Source organism: Methylobacterium sp. SyP6R (genome assembly GCF_019216885.1).
Lineage (GTDB): Bacteria > Pseudomonadota > Alphaproteobacteria > Rhizobiales > Beijerinckiaceae > Methylobacterium.
Genome location: NZ_JAAQRC020000002.1, coordinates 1 through 17060, shown reverse-complemented (window position 1 = coordinate 17060; position 17060 = coordinate 1). Strand labels below are relative to the sequence as shown.

At 68.6% G+C, this 17060-nt stretch carries 17 protein-coding genes; 6 read left to right on the top strand and 11 right to left on the bottom strand.

Translation table 11 applies throughout. The features are described 5' to 3' along the window. The first annotated feature begins 6 nt into the window (after nucleotides 1–6). From HBB12_RS29540 to hutC, 4 genes are read left to right on the top strand one after another with little or no spacing between them, the layout of a single operon-like run. A complete protein-coding gene (locus HBB12_RS29540) occupies nucleotides 7–651 on the top strand; it encodes an amino acid ABC transporter permease (protein ID WP_236993252.1) in 645 nt (214 codons plus the stop codon). Further along, a complete protein-coding gene (locus HBB12_RS29535) occupies nucleotides 648–1310 on the top strand; it encodes an amino acid ABC transporter permease (RefSeq protein WP_236993251.1) in 663 nt (220 codons plus the stop codon). The genes HBB12_RS29540 and HBB12_RS29535 overlap by 4 nt, the downstream gene beginning before the upstream one ends. After that, nucleotides 1307–2113, top strand: coding sequence for an amino acid ABC transporter ATP-binding protein (locus HBB12_RS29530; protein ID WP_236993250.1), 807 nt, complete (start codon nucleotides 1307–1309; stop codon nucleotides 2111–2113). Before HBB12_RS29535 ends, HBB12_RS29530 begins: the two co-directional genes overlap by 4 nt. Further along, nucleotides 2110–2913 carry a histidine utilization transcriptional repressor HutC gene (gene hutC, locus HBB12_RS29525; protein ID WP_236993249.1) on the top strand — a complete coding sequence of 268 codons (804 nt, stop codon included), beginning with the start codon at nucleotides 2110–2112 and terminating at the stop codon, nucleotides 2911–2913. The genes HBB12_RS29530 and hutC overlap by 4 nt, the downstream gene beginning before the upstream one ends. Nucleotides 2914–3151: 238 nt before the next feature. On the opposite strand, the gene HBB12_RS29520 is transcribed toward hutC, so the two are convergent. Further along, entirely contained in the window at nucleotides 3152–3688 is a 537-nt protein-coding gene (locus tag HBB12_RS29520) for a flavin reductase family protein (protein WP_236993248.1), read from the bottom strand. Between the two features lie 86 nt (nucleotides 3689–3774). Next, complete coding sequence (locus HBB12_RS29515) at nucleotides 3775–5127, bottom strand: LLM class flavin-dependent oxidoreductase (protein WP_236993247.1); 1353 nt, start codon at nucleotides 5125–5127, stop codon at nucleotides 3775–3777. Nucleotides 5128–5313: 186 nt separating this feature from the next. Between HBB12_RS29515 and HBB12_RS29510 the strand changes: the two genes are divergently transcribed. Further along, on the top strand, nucleotides 5314–6225 hold the full coding sequence (locus HBB12_RS29510; RefSeq protein ID WP_236993246.1) for a LysR substrate-binding domain-containing protein: 912 nt from the start codon (nucleotides 5314–5316) through the stop codon (nucleotides 6223–6225). On the opposite strand, the gene HBB12_RS29505 is transcribed toward HBB12_RS29510, so the two are convergent. Together HBB12_RS29505 and hutH are read right to left on the bottom strand one after the other, a co-directional pair. Then, entirely contained in the window at nucleotides 6220–6792 is a 573-nt protein-coding gene (locus HBB12_RS29505; protein ID WP_236993245.1) for a HutD/Ves family protein, read from the bottom strand. The two genes, HBB12_RS29510 and HBB12_RS29505, sit on opposite strands and share 6 nt — an antisense overlap. 425 nt (nucleotides 6793–7217) lie before the next feature. Next, entirely contained in the window at nucleotides 7218–8756 is a 1539-nt protein-coding gene (hutH, locus tag HBB12_RS29500; protein ID WP_236993244.1) for a histidine ammonia-lyase, read from the bottom strand. Nucleotides 8757–9812: 1056 nt separating this feature from the next. Here hutH and HBB12_RS29495 point away from each other — a divergent pair. Next, entirely contained in the window at nucleotides 9813–10247 is a 435-nt protein-coding gene (locus HBB12_RS29495) for a GlcG/HbpS family heme-binding protein (RefSeq protein ID WP_236993243.1), read from the top strand. Between the two features lie 124 nt (nucleotides 10248–10371). On the opposite strand, the gene HBB12_RS29490 is transcribed toward HBB12_RS29495, so the two are convergent. The 7 genes from HBB12_RS29490 to urtB all read right to left on the bottom strand — a co-directional run bounded on the left by HBB12_RS29490 (nucleotide 10372) and on the right by urtB (nucleotide 16970). Further along, a complete protein-coding gene (locus tag HBB12_RS29490; RefSeq protein WP_236993242.1) occupies nucleotides 10372–11427 on the bottom strand; it encodes an aliphatic amidase in 1056 nt (351 codons plus the stop codon). 61 nt (nucleotides 11428–11488) lie between these two features. Beyond that, entirely contained in the window at nucleotides 11489–11800 is a 312-nt protein-coding gene (locus tag HBB12_RS29485; RefSeq protein WP_236993241.1) for an FmdB family zinc ribbon protein, read from the bottom strand. Nucleotide 11801: 1 nt separating this feature from the next. Then, nucleotides 11802–13031 carry a formamidase gene (gene fmdA, locus HBB12_RS29480; protein ID WP_236993240.1) on the bottom strand — a complete coding sequence of 410 codons (1230 nt, stop codon included), beginning with the start codon at nucleotides 13029–13031 and terminating at the stop codon, nucleotides 11802–11804. A gap of 327 nt (nucleotides 13032–13358) precedes the next feature. Next, nucleotides 13359–14102 (bottom strand): urea ABC transporter ATP-binding subunit UrtE, encoded by a 744-nt coding sequence (urtE, locus tag HBB12_RS29475; RefSeq protein WP_236993239.1) that lies wholly within the window; start codon nucleotides 14100–14102, stop codon nucleotides 13359–13361. 14 nt (nucleotides 14103–14116) lie between these two features. Then, a complete protein-coding gene (urtD, locus tag HBB12_RS29470) occupies nucleotides 14117–14890 on the bottom strand; it encodes an urea ABC transporter ATP-binding protein UrtD (RefSeq protein WP_236993238.1) in 774 nt (257 codons plus the stop codon). 10 nt (nucleotides 14891–14900) lie between these two features. Further along, nucleotides 14901–16031: an urea ABC transporter permease subunit UrtC gene (gene urtC, locus HBB12_RS29465; protein ID WP_236993237.1), complete on the bottom strand. Its 1131-nt coding sequence runs from the start codon at nucleotides 16029–16031 to the stop codon at nucleotides 14901–14903. A gap of 12 nt (nucleotides 16032–16043) precedes the next feature. Next, nucleotides 16044–16970: an urea ABC transporter permease subunit UrtB gene (gene urtB / locus HBB12_RS29460; RefSeq protein WP_236993236.1), complete on the bottom strand. Its 927-nt coding sequence runs from the start codon at nucleotides 16968–16970 to the stop codon at nucleotides 16044–16046. Nucleotides 16971–17060 lie beyond the last annotated feature (90 nt).

Below are 17060 nucleotides of genomic sequence, written 5' to 3'. Positions count from 1 at the left end.
AGCCCGATGTCCGCGCGACTGTTCGAACTGATGCTGAAGGCGGCCGGCACCACGGTCGTCATCAGCTTCGTGTCGATCGGGATCGGCCTCCTGATCGGCATCCTGGTCTGCGCGGCCAAGCTGTCGCCACGTCCGTGGCTGCGCTGGCCGGCGGTCCTGTTCGTCAGCTTCTTCCGCGGCGTCCCGCTCCTCGTCCAGCTGCTCCTGATCTACAACCTGCTGCCGGCGATCGGCCTTGCCGTCCCGAGCCTGGTCGCGGCGCTGATCGGCCTGTCGCTCTGCACCGCCGCCTATCAGGCGGAGAACCTGCGCGGCGGCTTCACCAGCGTGCCGCGCGGTCTGCTGGAGGCGGCCGACATGGTCGGCCTGTCGCCCTGGCAGCAGTTCCGCCGCATCCGCGCGCCGATCGCGCTCCGGCTCACGGTGCCGGCGCTGGTCAACGAGGCGATCCTGATCCTGAAGGCGTCCTCGCTGGTCTCGGTGGTCGGCGTGATCGAGCTGACGCGCACGGCGCAGAACCTCGCCGCCTCCACCTACGAGCCGCTGCTGTTCTACTCGGTCGCCGGCGGGCTGTACCTGGCGATCAACTGGATGGTGGCGGGCGGCGGCAGCCTGACCGAGCGCGCCTTGCGCCGGGGGCGGCTGGCATGAGCTTCGACGTCTCGGTCATCGTCGCGGCCTTGCCGGCCATCCTGTCCGGGCTCAAGGTCACGCTCGGCATCTGGCTCGCCGCCACGATGATGGGCGCCGGCCTCGGCTTCGTCGTCGCCGCGCTCCGGCATTTCGGGCCGCGTCCCCTCGGCCTCGCGTTGCGGCTCGCAGTCGAGATCTTGCGCGGCACCCCCTTCCTGATCCAGATTTTCCTGCTCTATTTCGGCGGCCCGTTCGTCGGGATCAGCCTCGATCCGGTGCCGGCCGGGCTGCTGGGCCTCACCATCTACGCCGCGGCCTATTTCTCCGAGATTTTCCGGGCGGGCTTTGCCGCGGTGCCGCGGGGCCATGTCGAGGCGGCGCAATGCGTGGGCTTGAGCCAGACCCAGATCGTCCGGCGCATCCTGATCCCCGAGATGACCATGCTGGTCCTGCCGCAATGCGTGAACATGGCGGTGGTCCTGGTCAAGGAGACGGCCGTCCTGTCGATCATCGCGGTGCCCGAGGCGACGGCGGTCATCAGCGCGCTCGGCTCGCAGCAATACGCCTTCGTGGAATCGCTGTTCCTGCTCGCCATCATCTACTGGGGGCTGGTCGAGGCCTGCGGCTGGGCCGGCCGGGCGCTCGAAACCCGGCTCTCGAAGTTCAGGTTCGCATGACGACCTCCCCCTCCGCCATCTCCATCCGCCACCTGAGCAAGAGCTACGGCCACACCGAGGTCCTGCATGGGATCGACCTCGAGATCGCGCGTGGCGCCACCACCTGCCTGATCGGCCCGTCGGGCTCGGGCAAGTCGACGCTTCTGCGCTGCATCGCGTTCCTGGAGGAGGCGACGCGCGGCACGATCCTGATCGACGGGCAGCCGCTCGGCTTCGAGGAGCGGCCGGACGGCACGCGCACCCGCCTGGCGCCGCCGCGCATCCGCCAGGTGCGCTCCGGCATCGGCATGGTGTTCCAGCAGTTCAACCTCTGGCCGCACATGACGGCGCTCGGCAACGTCACCGAGGCGCTCGTCACCGTGAAGGGCCTCTCCCGGCAGGAGGCCGAGGCGCGCGGCATGGCGCAGCTGCGCCGCGTCGGGCTCGAGGCGCGGGCCCGGCACTACCCGTCCGAACTCTCCGGCGGCCAGCAGCAGCGCGTCGCCATCGCCCGGGCGCTCGCGCTCGAACCGGAGATCCTGCTCTTCGACGAGCCGACCGCCTCCCTCGATCCCGAACTGACCGGCGAGGTGCTGAACGTCATGCGCGATCTCGGGACGGAGGGCATGACGATGGTGGTCGTCACCCACGAGATCGGCTTCGCGGCGAGCGTCGGCCAGCGCATCGTCTTCCTCGATCACGGCCGCGTCCTCCTGAACGGGACACCGGCGGAGCTGTTTGCCGCCCCGCGCCATCCCCGCCTGACCCAGTTCCTCGAAACCTACCTCGATCGCGGGGCGGCCATGTTGCTGAAGCCGGCGTGAGCGCGACGGATCGGACGACCCGCGGGAAGGCTCAAGGCGCGGATCCCTCCGAGCTTGCCTCCGACATTGCCAAGGGGGCAACGCGGCACGATCACATCGTCGAGGACATCCGCTCGCTGATCGTCGACGGGCGCTGGCTGCCGGGGTCCCAGCTCCCGGTCGAGACCGATCTCGCCGAGCGCTACGGCGTGTCGCGCATGACCATGAACAAGGCGCTCGGCCAGCTCGCCCGCGAGGGCTTCCTGGTGCGGCGCAAGAAGAGCGGGACGCAGGTGGCGCAACCGCGCGCCGAATCCGCCGTGGTGGCGATCGCCGATATCCGCGACGAGGTGCGCCGCTCGGGCCGCGTCTACCGCTTCCACCTGATCGCGCGCCGGATGCGGCCGGGCCGAGAGGAGGACGCCGTGCTGCTCGGTGCGTCCAGTGGCGGGGAGGTGCTGTGGCTGCAGGGCCTGCACCTCGCCGACGACCGCCCGTTCTGCCTCGAGACCCGCCTGATCAACCCTGCCGTCGCCGAGGGTGCGAAGGACCAGGACTTCACCGCTTTGGCCCCGGGCGCCTGGCTGCTCGAAGCCGTGCCCTGGAGCGTGGCGAGCCACCGCGTCCGGGCGGTGAACGCGACGGTGACCGAGGCCAAGGTGCTGGAGCTCGCGGTCGGCGAGGCTTGCCTGGAGATCGTCCGGCGCACCCAGGTCGCGGGCGAGTGGGTGACCGGCGTCAGGCTGCTCTATCCCGGCAGCGAGCACCAGTTGGTCGCGAATTTCGGGCCGGATGCGGTTGGGGGGCCGGGGCGGGGGTGAGGCCTGGCCGGCGGCAGAAAGTGGCGCGGGTTCCCCCTCCCCCCTCTGCGGGGGAGGGTGGCCCCTGCGTCAGCAGGGATCGGGAGAGGGGCAGCGCTACGCCGATCCAGGGGGCGCCTGCCAGAACGGTTCCGCCATATCCTGAAGCGGCGTCCCCTCTCCCGCCCCGCATTCGCGGGGCACCCTCCCCCGCAGAGGGGGGAGGGGGAAACCCGCGCTCTTCTTGAGGGGAGTCGCCTCACCCCTCCCCCACCACGAACCGCCCATACCCCCCGTCGCAATACAGCAGCGGATCGGTCTCCCGCGCGCCGATCGCACCGGCGATTCGGGCGATCAGGACCGAATGCGTGCCGTAATCGTGGCAGACGTCGATCGCGCAGAACAGGGTCGCCTGCGCCTCCTCCAGCCACGGCAGGCCCTCGACCGCGTCGCCGCCCGTCCGCATCTGCCGCCAGGTGCCGTGGTCGAAGCGCGCCGCGGAGGGCGCCTGGGCGATCGCGGCGGCGAGGTCGCGCTGCGGCGATCCCATGATGCCCAGCGAGAAGGCTCCCCGCGCACGCAGCGCGCCGTGCGCCGAGGCGGTGCGGTTGACGCAGACGAGGAGTGAGGGCGGCTCCATCGAGACCGAGCTGACCGCCGTCGCCAGCATTGCGTGCCGCTGAGGCCCGTGCTCGGTCGCGATCAGCGCCACGGTCGAACCGACGCCCCGCCAGACCTCACGGAAGGTCTCGGCATCCCCCGGTCGCAGCACGGGACCGGCCTCGTCTCCGCTCATCGCCGCCACTCGCCCATCGCCGCCCAAATCGCCGTCCCCGCTCCGACGCAGCCCCTCCCGGGGCATCCGCACAGGCATCGTCATGCTCATACCCTGCCGCGGGCCGCCGCGTAACGGTTCCGGGGTGTGGACAAGCCGAGATTGTCCCGCAGCGTCGTCCCCTCGTACTCCTCGCGGAACAGCCCGCGGCGGCGCAGCTCGGGGACGACGAGGCGGGTGAAATCCTCCAGGCTCGACGGCAGGGTCGGGCACATCAGGATGAAGCCGTCCGCGGCCTTCGTCTCGAACCATTCCTGCATGAAATCCGCGACTTGACTGGGCGTGCCGGTGAGCCCGTTGCCGGTGTGCCGCCGGGCGTAATGCGTGATCAGCTCGCGCATCGTGTGGCCCTGCGTGACGAACTCCTTCAACTCCTCGAACATCGCCTTCGAGCCCTTGGCCGAGGCGGGCATCCGGTCCATCGGGAACGGCTTGTCGAGATCGGCGCCGTGGAGGTCGGTCTCCAAAAATTCCTGGAGCATCAGCAGCCCGACGTCGGGGTGCATCAGCGCGACCAGCGCCTCGGCCTTCGCCTCGGCCTCCTCTCGCGTCTCGCCGACATTGATGACGATGCCGGGCAGGATCTTGAGGTCGTTCACGTCGCGGCCGTAGCGGGCCATCCGCCCCTTCACGTTGGCGTAGAAGGCCCGGTTCTTCTCGATGTTCGAGGCGAGCGAGAAGACCATCTCGGCGGTGCGGGCGGCCAGCTCCATGCCCTGCTCGGAGCCGCCGGCCTGGGCGATCACCGGCCGTCCCTGCGGCGTGCGGGCGATGTTCAGCGGGCCGCGCACCTGGAAGTGCTTGCCCTTGTGGTTCAGCGTGTGGAGCTTGTCCTTGTCGTGATAGACGCCGCTCTCCCGGTCGAGGAGCAGCGCGTCGTCCTCGAAGCTGTCCCAGAGGCCGAACACGGTATCGAGGAATTCCTCGCCGCGCTCGTAGCGCTCGGCATGGGGGGCCAGGCCCTCGCGGTTGTAGTTGTAGCCGGTCTCGTCGTGGTCCGAGGTGACGACGTTCCAGGCGATCCGGCCGCGGGAGATGTGATCGGCCGAGGCGAACAGCCGCGCGATGTTGTAGGGCTCGTAGTAGCTCGTCGAGGCCGTCGCCACGAACCCGATCCGGTCGGTGTGCTGCGACAGGGCCGTGATCGCGGTGATCGGCTCGAAGCGGTTCATCTTGGTGGGGTTGCGGGCGAGCGCGCCCGCCTCGCCGACCGCGCTCGCCGGGGAATCGGCGAAGAACATGAAGTCGAGCTTCGCGGCTTCCGAGATCGTGGCGCAGCGGGTCAGGTGGCCGAGGTCGTTGGCGCCGCGCACGTCGCTGTCCGGATGCAGCCACGCCGCCGGATGGAAGCCGAACGTGTAGACGAAGGTGCCGAGCTTGAGCTTGTCCGGTCGGGGCATTCGCGGGTCTCCTCGGGGGCTCGGCCTGCGGCCTCCTGGGATGATGCGGCAGGTCTCAATGGGCCGAGTATGCCCGGGGGCGGGCTTGCCGGGACCGGAGAAATTCTGCTTCATGCTTTAGAAGATCTGTCCGCCCCACGATCCGTCCGCACCGGCCGAGGCTACCCGCATCATGTCCCGCCGCTCATGTCTCCCCTCCCCCCTCTGAAGGCGCTGCAGGCCTTCGACGCGTTCGGGCGGACGGGCAGCTTGGCGGCGGCCGCCGCCGATCTCGGGGTGACGCCGGGCGCGATCAGCCAGCAGTTGCGCAAGCTCGAGGCGGCTTTGGCGGCGAGGCTCGTGGAGCATGACGGCCGGGCCCTGCGCCTGACGCCGCTCGGGGCGACCTTTCACGGGCGGATCCGCCAGGGCTTCGCGGCCTTCACGGAGGCCGCCGCGACCTTACGGGACGCGAATGCCGACGTCATCGTGCTGTCCTGCCTGACGACGGTGCTCGGCAAGTGGATCGGCCGCCGGATGCGGGACTGGACGGAACTCGACGCTCAGGCCCGTGTCTCGCTCGTCGGCAGCGACGCGGAGCCGGATTGGAGCCAGGGCGCGGTCGACCTGCGCATCTATTACGGCGGCCGGCACCATCCGCCGCACCGCACCGAGCTGTTCACCGATCGCATCGTGCCGGTCTGCGCGCCCTCCCTGATCGAGGGGCAGAGCCTGTCAGGCCCGGAGGACATCCTGCGCTTTCCCTTGTTGCACATCGCCTGGGATCCGCGCTTCGGGGGAAATCCCGGCTGGGCAGAGTGGGGTCGGCTGATCGGTGCCAGGCCGCCGCCCGCCAACCTGACCTACGGCCTGTCCGGCAGCGCGATCGACGCGAGCCTGGCCGGCCAGGGCTTCGTCCTCGGGCAGCTCGCCTTCATCGGCCCGGAACTGGAGACGGGCAAGCTCGTCATTCCCTTCGACCTGCGGCTGCCCCTGCCCGAACCCTATTACCTGGCCTGGAACCCGGATTCCTTGCACAAGACCGGCGCGCGGGCCTTCCAACGCTGGCTCCTCGGCGAGGGCCGGGCGCAAGGACTCGTCTCCGCCCCGCCGCTATGACGGCCCGACGGCGTCGATCTCGATCACGACGAGGTCGAGGATGCCGTCGCCCGCGATCGTCGCCCCGCCCTCCAGCAGGAGGGCGTCGCGGCCTCCGAGCGAGACCGTCCGGCCATCCACCGCGACGGCCGACGGCGCGACGGCGACGAGGACGATCCAGCGCCCGCCCGCTGCGAAAGGCGTAACGCCGCCGCGGAGCCGGGTCACCCGCTGCCGGCAGGCGATCCGCCGGGTCATGACGTTGAGATCGGTGATCGCCCCGGCGACGAGGCGGGCTGCGGCCGGTGCGTCGCCGGGAAAGGCCAGCGGCGGGGAGGCCGGCGTCAGGCGGTGCGATCCGTGCCCCTCGACGGCGAGGTCCATTCCCTCGCCGTCGAGGAGCGCGAGCGTCCGGTCGATGCCGGGAAACGGCGAGAACGGCCCGTCCGCCGCGACTGTCGCCATGGAGACCCGCCAGTCGAACCCGCCGAGCCCGGTCTCCGGGGGATGGACGACGATCTCGACGGTCTCGCCGCCGCCGTTCTTCCACGGCATGCGCCGGTGATCCTCGGCCTTCAGAAGACGCATGGGGCGTGGACCTTCTCGGTGGGCGGGGGGCGTCTGGGACAAGGAAGAGCGAAGATTTTTCCGATAGGTTTTAAGACAGAAATTGAATAATAACTACAGTCTTAATCGAGCCCAAGCTCCGCTCTGCGATATGGGTTGGTATCAAAATGCCCTGCGTTCGATGACACTCTCTCAACGCCCCCGCGCGTAACCCTCCCCCCTCTGCGGGGGAGGGTGGACCCTGCGTCAGCAGGGGCCGGGAGAGGGGCAGCGCGACGATGCCAAGTATGGCGCTTGCCAGAACGGTTCAGTCATTTCCGGAAGCGTCGTCCCCTCTCCCGCCCGGCTCCGCCGGGCACCCTCCCCCGCAGAGGGGGGAGGGTGCCCGGCGGCGTCTTGGGAAAAAAGTTGCACGCTGCTCACGAGCGGAGCGACCCTGAACGAACTCACCCCAGCGCCAAACCCGGCAAAATCCCAGCGGACAAACTCCCCTCGATCGTACCGTCCGCCACCAAGCCAGCGGCCGCCCGCAGGTCGTCCGCGAGGTAGCGGTCCTCCTCCAGGGGACGCACGACCCGGCGGATTGCGCCGAGCGCCCGCTCCAGCTCCGGGCTCGTCCGCAGGGGCCCGCGCAGCTCGACGCCCTGGGCACCGGCCAGGGCCTCGATGCCTAAGATGCCGAACAGGTTCTCGGTCATCGGCAGCAGGCGGCGGGCGCCGTGGCAGGCCATGGAGACATGGTCCTCCTGGTTGGCGGAGGTCGGCGTCGAATCGACCGAGGCCGGATGCGACCGTTGCTTGTTCTCGCTCATCAGCGCTGCCGAGGTCACCTCGGCGATCATCAGGCCGGAATTCAGGCCCGGCTTCTTCGCCAGGAAGGCCGGCAGGCCGAAGGACAGCGCCGGATCGACGAGGAGCGCGATCCGCCGTTGCGCGATCGAGCCGATCTCGCAGACCGCGAGCGCGATCTGGTCGGCCGCGAAGGCGACCGGCTCGGCATGGAAGTTGCCGCCCGACACGACCTCGCCGTCGGACAGGACGAGGGGGTTGTCGGTGACGGCGTTGGCCTCGATCTCGAGCGTGCGCCCGGCCTGGCGCAGGAGGTCGAGGCAGGCCCCCACCACCTGCGGCTGGCAGCGGATGCAATAGGGATCCTGCACGCGCTCGTCGCCCTCGACGTGGCTTTCGCGGATCGCCGAGCCGTCGAGGAGCGCCCGCAGGGCCGCGCCGGCATCGATCTGGCCCTGGTGGCCGCGCAGTGCATGGATCTCGGGATGGAACGGGGCGGAGGAGCCCATCGCGGCATCGGTCGACAGGGCGCCGGTGACCAAAGCCGTGCGCAGGGCCCGGAAGGCCCGGAACAAGCCGGCCAAGGCCAGGGCCGTCGAGACCTGCGTGCCGTTGATGAGCGCGAGCCCTTCCTTGGCGGCGAGCACGACCGGCTCCAGCCCGGCGCGCCGCAGGGCCTCGGCGCCGGGCAGCCGCTCACCCTCGAAGAAAGCCTCGCCCTCGCCGATCATCACCGCCGCGAGATGGGCGAGCGGGGCGAGGTCCCCGCTCGCGCCGACCGAGCCCTGGCCGGGAATGGCCGGTACGACGCCGCGGGCGAGCATCGCCTCGATGAGGCGCACGATCGCCAGCCGCACGCCGGACGCGCCCCGGCCGAGCGAGACGAGCTTCAAGGCCATCACGAGCCGCACCACCTCGGGCTCGAGGAGGTCGCCAAGCCCGCAGCAATGCGACAGGATCAGGTTGCGCTGGAGGGTGGCGAGGTCGCCGGGCGCGATCCGGATCGAGGCCAGTTTCCCGAAGCCGGTATTGATGCCGTAGATGGGCACGTCGCCCTCGGCGATCGCCGCGATCCGGGCCGCGCCTCGCGCGATGGCCGCGTCGCAGCCCGGCTCCAGCCGCACCGCGACGCCGTCGCGATAGACGCGTTCGAGGTCCTGGAGCGACACGCGTCCCGGATGGAAGGTCAGGGTCATGGCGGGGTCCTCGTCGGCGTGGCGAAGCGCAAGGACATCCGGGGCAGCGTCCGGCGCAGCAGGAGGGACGCCCCGCGCGAGACCGGCAGCCCGCGCGGCCGGAGCCGGAATGCGCTCCTCGGTTCTGGCTTCATGTATAGACATTTAGCGGCGATTGGCAAGCGCGGCACGGTCGCCGCGACGGGGGGCCGGCGATTCGACGCCGCCGATGAGGCTCGTCGACCGACACCGCGTCGTCGATCGACCTGTCGGCGCGGACCTGCACGCGCCGCTCGAGACCGTGCCGACCCCGGATGAAGACGGGCAAGCACGGCCGGTCGCCGGCACGGCTGCAGCCGTTGCGAGGTCAGAACGGCGGCAATCGGTGCGATGCCCTCTCGGGCGCGGGCGTTCTCGTCGAGGGCCGTGCGCGACCCCTTTCCGCGGATCAGGATGGACCGCGGGGCCATGGAACGCCCTCGGACGGGTGCCGAAGGGAGGCACGACATGGCTTTTCAATATCATGTATAGGCTTTTTAGGCCGTAAATAGGCTCAGCAGGACGTCGCCCGCATGTTCCGTTCGCAGTACGCACCTGCACGAGGGACGCCTGCGCCCCGCCCGACGACGTCGATGCCGGCTCGTCCTGGACGATGCACCGCAATCCAAAGTCCGGGAGCCGCGTCAGACGACTCCGTTCTCCATCGTCCCGGATCCGGCGATAGGTATCCTCCGGGCCTGCACCACGCTGCCGGCGGGGCGACCTCCGGGGCCACGGCGCGCACCGCCTCCGTCATCGCGCCGGGAGGCCAGGTATGTTCCTGCCGTGCGCGCCCTCGTCGCCTCTCCGATCGCCGTCGGGCGCTGCGTCGCCGAGATCGGACCGCCCTCCCGGCCGGCGCCGGGAGCGTCCGGAGAGCCGTCGCGAGCGAAAGCTTTCGATCGTTGCCGACAGCATTGGCACAGTCCTGAGGACGAAGGTCCGGGCTGACAGCGGGCGGCCGATCGTTGCAAGCGAGGGCCGAACGGATGCGAATTCCGTCCCGGTCGAGACGGAATGCCTCGGGGAGACACGCGCATGCATGTGACGATCGAACAGGCCGAGACCGCGATCCGTGCCGCCCGCGACAAGGCGGCCGCGCTCGGCACGCAGATGTGCATCGCCGTCGTCGATTCGGGCGGCAACCTGAAGGCGTTCCACCGGATGGACGGCGCCTGGGTCGGCTCCATCGACATCGCGCGGAAGAAGGCGAAGACCGCGGTGTTCTTCGGCATGAAGACCGGCGCGATCGGCAGCCTGTCACAGCCCGGTGGTCCGCTCTACGGTATCGAGCACTCGAATGACGGGCTGATCACCTTCCCGGGCGGCATTCCGATCGTCGATGCCGGCGGCGAGATGTCCGGCGCGATCGGCGTCTCGGGCTCGTCGGTCGAGAACGACGACGCGGTGGCGCTCGCCGGAGCCCAGGCCATCGGCGACACCGAGTTGCCGGCGCATCCCTGGCGCACCTGAGCGGCTTGCCGTCGGACTCGGAACCGCGGGATGGGCCTTCCGGCGGCCACCCTGGACCGCCGTGGAGGTCCTGCGCGATTTTTCCACCCCAGGAGCCGCGCATTGCACGCGCGGCCCCTCGGCTTCACCGCCTCTCACGACGCGTCGCGGTACCCTCACCCGCGACCGGGATGCCCTCGATGGGGCATTCGGGCGTGCCGACGCTGGCGCGGGTGATGCCTCGCACCGCGTCGCGGGTGCCGTCGGGGTCCTCGATCCAGCGGCGATAGAAATCGTAGGGGCAGGCCGACAGCCCGTGCCGGTTCTCGCGGGAATTGATCATGCCGGTATAGCCGCGGTGGAGCAGCTTGAAGAGGTGGTTCTCCGATTGCCAGTGCTGGCGCGCGTCGCGGATCAGAAATTTCGACAATGCGGCGTACTGGATGCCGTTCTCCTCCTCGCCGCACTCGCCCAGCGTGCGTCCGTCGAAGCCGATCACCGCCGAGTGGCCGAAATAGCTGTAGACCCCGTCGAAACCGGCCGCGTTCGCCACCGCCACGTAGACGTTGTTGGCAAACGCCATCGCCTTCGACATCAGGACCTGCTGCTCCTTGGCCGGGTACATGTAGCCCTGGCAGCGGATGATGAGCTCGGCGCCGCGCATGGCGCAGTCGCGCCAGATCTCCGGGTAGTTGCCGTCGTCGCAGATGATCAGGCTGATCTTGAGACCCTTCGGCCCGTCGGAGACGTAGGTGCAGTCGCCCGGGTACCAGCCCTCGATCGGCACCCAGGGCATGATCTTGCGGTATTTCTGCACGATCTCGCCCTGGTCGTTCATCAGGATCAGGGTGTTGTAGGGCGCCTTGTGCGGGTGCTCCTCGTGCCGCTCGCCGGTGAGCGAGAACACGCCCCACACACCCGCCTTGCGGCACGCCTCGGCGAAGATCGCGGTCTCCTCGCCGGGGACGGTCGCAGCGGTGTCGAACATCTCGGCGGCGTCGTACATGATGCCGTGCGTCGAGTATTCGGGAAAAATCACCAGGTCCATGCCCGGAAGGCCTGACTTCATGCCGACCACCATGTCGGCGATCTTGCGGCAATTGGCGAGGACCTCGGCCTTGGTGTGCAGGCGCGGCATCTTGTAGTTGACGACAGCGACGCCGACGCTGTCGTGGCTGCTGGAAATGTCGCCGTGATGCATGGCGGGTCTGTCCTCCCTCGGTCGGGATCCCCTCGCTCCGCCCGGAGCGAGGGGACGGGCGTCAGTGGCTGATCATCCACGGCCGGGCGGCCGGGAAGCCCTTGGCGGCGGCCGGGGCCGCCGCACTCGTCTTCGGGGCGCAGCAGCCGCAGCCGGCGCCGTGGCTGCGCTTCGGCGCGTGGCGGCTCCGCTCGTTGGTGGCGTGGGCGGCCTTCAACCCGGCATCCATGCCCGACAGGCGCGGCGCGGTGAGGAAGGCGCGCTCGCAAGTCCCGCCGCAATCCGGGCAGTCGTGCGGCTCGCGGAACTGCGACATCGGGCGCAACACCGTGAACGGGCCGCACGCCTCGCAGGAATAGTCGTAGACCGGCATGCTACTTTTCCGGGGAGATCGGCATCTGGACCGAGCCGTCGAGATATTGCGTCGGCCCGGCGGCGCTCGGGTTGATGTCGAAGTCGAAGATGCCGGTCGGCAGCCACAGGGTCGCACAGGCATTCGGCACGTCGACGACGCCCGAGATGTGGCCCTGCACCGGCGCGGTGCCGAGGATCGAGTAGGCCTGGGCGCCGGAATAGCCGAACTTCTTCAGGTACTCGATCGCGTTGAGGCAGGCCTGGCGGTAGGCGACCGTCACGTCGAGGTAGTGCTGGCCGCCGCTCTCGTCGACCGAGATTCCCTCGAAGATGAGATGGTCGTCGAAGCGCGGGACGATCGGCGACGGCTTGAAGATCGGGTTCCTGATCCCGTACTTCGCCATGCCGTCCTTGATGACCTCGACCTTGAGATGGACCCAGCCGGCCATCTCGATCGCGCCGCAGAAGGTGATCTCGCCGTCGCCCTGGCTGAAATGCAGGTCGCCCATCGAGAGGCCGGCGCCCGGGACGTAGACCGGGAAGTAGATCTTCGAGCCGCGCGACAGGTCCTTGATGTCGCAATTGCCGCCGTGCTCCCGCGGCGGGACGGTGCGGGCGCCTTCCGCCGCCGCCTTGTCCTTCGCCTCACCCGACAGCCGGCCCATATGGGCGGTCGGTCCGAAGGGCGGATTGGCGAGCCCCGGCACCCGGGTCGGGTTGGTGGCGATCAGCGCGGTCTCTCGCTCGTTCCAGGTCGCGAGCAGCTTCGGATCGGGCAGGCAGCCGATCAGGCCGGGATGGATCAGGCCAGGAAAGCGCACGCCCGGGACGTGGCGCGACTTGGTGAACATCCCCTCGAAGTCCCAGATCGACTTCTGGGCCAGCGGGAAGTGATCGGTGAGGAAGCCGCCGCCGTTCTGCTTCGAGAAGAAGCCGTTGAAGCCCCATTGCGACTCGGGCTTGGCGCCGATGTCGAGGAGGTCGACCACCAGCAGGTCGCCCGGCTCGGCGCCCTCGACCCCGATCGGGCCGGAGAGGAAATGCACGATCGACAAATCGATGTCGCGCACGTCGTCGGCGGAGTCGTCGTTCTTGATGAACCCGCCGGTCCAGTCGTAGGTCTCGACGATGAAGTCCTGGCCCGGCTTGACGTAGGCCACCATCGGGATGTCCGGGTGCCAGCGATTGTGCACCCTATCGTTCTCGTAGGCCGACTGCGTCAGGTCGACCTTGATCAACGTCTCGGGCATGCGTTTCCCTTTCCCTGGAGCGGGGGATGTCCCGGCTGGCGACCGGGATCGTGGGTGCGGGGCGAAACGAGCCTCCGCGATACTTTCGGATCGGAGTCTACCTCGACTGTGTATTCTCTCCCGCCCTCGACCTCATCCTGAGGTGCTGGCGATCGAAGATCGCATTCGACCAACGGGAGCCTCGAAGGAGGGCTCCAGGTAGCTCCGAGACCTCTGGAGCCCTCCTTCGAGGTCAGTCGATCTTCGATCGACCAACACCTCAGGATGAGGTCGAGGATGGGACGAGGAAGACGAGCGCAATGTCCTTCTCGACCATCGAAGAGCCGTTCAAACCGACAGGTAGCGGGCGACCTTCGCCTCATCGACGTCGGCGCGGTCCTCCTCGTGGACGATCGCTCCGTTCTCGATCACCAGTACCCGGTCGGCGATGTCGAGGGCGAAGCTGAGCACCTGCTCGGAGACGACGATCGAAAGCCCGCGCTCGTCGCGAATCGTCTTCAGCGTCCGGCCCATCTCCCGGATGATCGAGGGCTGGATGCCCTCGGTCGGCTCGTCGAGGAGCAGCACCTTCGGCCGGCTGGCGAGCGCCCGGGCGATGGCGAGCTGCTGCTGCTGGCCGCCCGACAGGTTGCCGCCGCGCCGGCCCTTCATCTCCAGGAGAACCGGGAACATCGCGTACAGATCGGGCGGGACCTTGCTCTCGCCGGTGACGGTGAGCCCGGTCTCGATGTTCTCCTGCACCGTCATGGTCGAGAAGATCATCCGCCCTTGCGGCACGTAGGCGAGGCCGGCGGCGACGCGCCGGTGGCTCTTCATCGCCGTCACGTCCCGGCCCGCGACCCGGATCGTGCCGCTCTTGACCGGCAGGATGCCCATCAGGGTCCGCATCAGGGTCGACTTGCCCATGCCGTTGCGGCCCATCACGGCGACGATTTCGCCGGGCGCCAGGGCGAGGTCGATGCCGTGCAGCACCTCGCTCTGGCCGTAGGCCGCGTGCAGGCCGGTCACCGTGAGCATCGGTTCGGCGCCGGGGGCCGGCCTGGGGGCGGAGGCGGGAACGGTCTGGAGCATGGCTTTGCCTCCCCTCAATGCCCGAGATAGACTTCGACCACCTTCGGGTCGGTCTTGACGCGCTCCATCGAGCCCTCGGACAGGACCTTGCCCTGGTGCAGCACGGTGACCCGGTGGGCGATGTCCTCGACGAACTTCATGTCGTGCTCGATTACCAGCACCGAGCGGCCCTTGATGATCTGGTGCAGCAGCTCGGCGGTCTTCCTGCGCTCGGCAACGCTCATGCCGGCCACCGGCTCGTCGAGCATCAGCAGTTCGGGGTCCTGGATCAGCAGCATGCCGATCTCGAGCCACTGCTTCTGGCCGTGGCTGAGGAACTCGGCCCGCTTGGCGAGATGATCCTTCAAGAAGATCATCTCGGCGATCTCGTGGATGCGGTCGCGCACCTCGGCGTCGCGCTTGAACGTCAGGGCGCCGAGCACGCTGCGGCCGCGCGGGAACGAGATTTCCAGGTTCTCGAATACCGTCAGGTCGTCGTAGATCGACGGCGTCTGGAACTTGCGTCCGACCCCGGCCTGGACGATCGCGCTCTCGGAGAGCCTGGTCAGTTCCGTGCCCTTGTACTTGATCGAGCCCGAGGTCGCCCGGGTGCGGCCGCAGATCAGGTCGAGCACCGTGGTCTTGCCGGCGCCGTTGGGGCCGATGATGACCCGGATCTCGTCCGCGTCGACGTAGAACGACACGTCGTTGACCGCCTTGAAGCCGTCGAACGAGACGGTCAGGGCCTCGACCGCGAGGAGAAAGTCCGGTTGGCCGGCACTCGCGCCGGGGAGGATGGCGGCGTTCATCGAAAACTCCTCACTCGGCGGGGGCGCCCTGGGGCAGCGGGGCGACGGGTTTGGGGCGGCGCGCCAGCCGGGGTTCGACGTGCTGGCGCCAGATGCCGGCGAGCCCGTTGGGGAAGGCGAGCACCACCGCGATGAACAGGGCGCCGAGGCCGAACAACCAGAGTTCGGGGAAGGATTCCGAGAAGGTGGTCTTGGCCCAGTTGACGAGGAGCGTGCCGTAGATCGCGCCGAACAGCGACAGCCGTCCGCCGACCGCGGCGTAGATCACCATCTCGATCGACGGCACGATGCCGACGAAGGACGGTGACATGAATCCCACCTGGAGGGTGAACATCGCCCCCCCGATCGCCGCGAAGGCGGCGGCGAGGCAGAAGGCGAAAATCTTGAAGCTCGCGACGCTATAGCCCGAGAAACGGACCCGATCCTCCTTGTCGCGCATCGCCACCAGGATGCGGCCGAGCTTCGAGCGCTTGACGTGTTGTGCGATCAGTACGCAGGTAACGAGGAGGCCGCCATTGACGAAGTACAGGACCGTCTTCGCCGCGTCGGTGCGGATGTCCCAGCCGTGGAGGGTGCGGAGATCCGTAATCCCGTTGATGCCGCCGGTATAGCCTTGCTGTCCCACGATCAGGATGGTCAGGATCGCGGCGATGGCCTGGGTGATGATCGCGAAGTAGGTGCCGCCGACCCGGCGCTTGAACATCGCCGCGCCGATGACGAAGGCGAACGAAGTCGGCACCAGCACGACGGCGATCAGTGTCAGCGGCAGGCTGTGGAACGGCTTCCAGAACCACGGCAGCGCCGTGATCTGGTTCCAGTCCATGAAGTCCGGGATGCCCGGTGTCGACTGGATCTTGGTGTTCTCGACGGATGACGCCTCGAGCTTGAGGTACATCGCCATGCAATAGCCGCCCAGCCCGAAGAACACGCCCTGGCCCAGCGACAGGATCCCGCACATGCCCCAGCAGATGACGAGGCCGAGCGCCACGAAGGCGTAGGTGAGATACTTGCCCACCAGGTTGAGCCGGAACCCGTCGAGGGCGAGCGGCAAGAGGCCGAAGATCAGGGCACAGAGGAGGGCGAGGGCCGCCCATTCCATCGGCTTCATGAACGGGTTGTCATTGACGGTCGGGAGTTTCATGGGCAGGCCTCCTCAGCGCCGGACCTTGAGGGTGAAGAGGCCCTGCGGCCGCAGCATCAGGATAGCTACGACGGCGAGCAGGGTGATGACCTTCGCGGTCGAGCCGGAGAGGAAGAATTCGAGGGTCGACTGGGTCTGCGAGATCGAGAAGGCGGACGCGATAGTGCCGAGCAGGCTCGCTGCGCCGCCGAAGACCACGATCAGGAAGGTGTCGACGATGTAGAGCTGGCCCGAGGTCGGCCCGGTCGAGCCGATCATCGTGAAGGCCGAGCCGGCCACCCCGGCAATGCCGCAGCCGAGGCCGAAGGTGAGGCGGTCGACCCGGTCCGTGTCGATGCCGACCGCGCCGGCCATCACCCGGTTCTGCATCACCGCCCGGACCTGCTTGCCGTAACGCGACGCGAAGAGGAGGCCGGCCACCGCCAGGGTGATGAGCACGGTGATCGCCATCACGAACAGGCCGTTGATCGGGATCTCGATCGCGTCGGTGGCCTGCACCGAGCCCATCATCCAGGACGGCAGCTCGACACCGACCTCGCGGGCGCCGAAGATCGACCGGTAGGCCTGCTGGAGGATGAGCGACAGCCCCCAGGTGGCGAGCAGCGTGTCCAGCGGCCGCTTGTAGAGGTGGCGGATCAGCCCCCATTCGACCAGCATGCCCAGCGCCCCTGCCGCCAGGAAGGCGAGCACCATCGCGACGAAGAAGTAGGCCGGGAACAGAGCCGGCAGGTGCGCCTGGAAGAAGCCCGAGCACAAATAGGTCATGTAGGCGCCGAGGATCATGAACTCGCCATGCGCCATGTTGATGACGCCCATCTGGCCGAAGATGATCGCGAGGCCGAGCGCCATCAGCACGTAGACCGAGAACAGGATCAGGCCGGCAAAGCCCTGCATGGCGAAGATCGCGCCGAGGTCGCCGAGCGAGTATTCACCGAACATGGGTGGGCTCCGGCTGGAATGTTTCAAGATGTCTTGTGCGTGATGCGCGCCTGCCCCCTCCCCCTCTGCGGGGAAAGGAGTGGCACTGGT

Excerpts from the sequence above, each read along its gene's own strand:
- HBB12_RS29540 (WP_236993252.1), top strand. The coding sequence starts at position 7 with ATGTCCGCGCGACTGTTCGAACTGATGCTGAAGGCGGCCGGCACCACG.
- HBB12_RS29535 (WP_236993251.1), top strand. The coding sequence starts at position 648 with ATGAGCTTCGACGTCTCGGTCATCGTCGCGGCCTTGCCGGCCATCCTG.
- HBB12_RS29530 (WP_236993250.1), top strand. The coding sequence starts at position 1,307 with ATGACGACCTCCCCCTCCGCCATCTCCATCCGCCACCTGAGCAAGAGC.
- HBB12_RS29520 (WP_236993248.1), bottom strand. The coding sequence starts at position 3,688 with ATGAGCGGAGACGAGGCCGGTCCCGTGCTGCGACCGGGGGATGCCGAG.
- HBB12_RS29515 (WP_236993247.1), bottom strand. The coding sequence starts at position 5,127 with ATGCCCCGACCGGACAAGCTCAAGCTCGGCACCTTCGTCTACACGTTC.
- HBB12_RS29510 (WP_236993246.1), top strand. The coding sequence starts at position 5,314 with ATGTCTCCCCTCCCCCCTCTGAAGGCGCTGCAGGCCTTCGACGCGTTC.
- HBB12_RS29505 (WP_236993245.1), bottom strand. The coding sequence starts at position 6,792 with ATGCGTCTTCTGAAGGCCGAGGATCACCGGCGCATGCCGTGGAAGAAC.
- hutH (WP_236993244.1), bottom strand. The coding sequence starts at position 8,756 with ATGACCCTGACCTTCCATCCGGGACGCGTGTCGCTCCAGGACCTCGAA.
- HBB12_RS29495 (WP_236993243.1), top strand. The coding sequence starts at position 9,813 with ATGCATGTGACGATCGAACAGGCCGAGACCGCGATCCGTGCCGCCCGC.
- HBB12_RS29490 (WP_236993242.1), bottom strand. The coding sequence starts at position 11,427 with ATGCATCACGGCGACATTTCCAGCAGCCACGACAGCGTCGGCGTCGCT.
- HBB12_RS29485 (WP_236993241.1), bottom strand. The coding sequence starts at position 11,800 with ATGCCGGTCTACGACTATTCCTGCGAGGCGTGCGGCCCGTTCACGGTG.
- fmdA (WP_236993240.1), bottom strand. The coding sequence starts at position 13,031 with ATGCCCGAGACGTTGATCAAGGTCGACCTGACGCAGTCGGCCTACGAG.
- urtE (WP_236993239.1), bottom strand. The coding sequence starts at position 14,102 with ATGCTCCAGACCGTTCCCGCCTCCGCCCCCAGGCCGGCCCCCGGCGCC.
- urtD (WP_236993238.1), bottom strand. The coding sequence starts at position 14,890 with ATGAACGCCGCCATCCTCCCCGGCGCGAGTGCCGGCCAACCGGACTTT.
- urtC (WP_236993237.1), bottom strand. The coding sequence starts at position 16,031 with ATGAAACTCCCGACCGTCAATGACAACCCGTTCATGAAGCCGATGGAA.
- urtB (WP_236993236.1), bottom strand. The coding sequence starts at position 16,970 with ATGTTCGGTGAATACTCGCTCGGCGACCTCGGCGCGATCTTCGCCATG.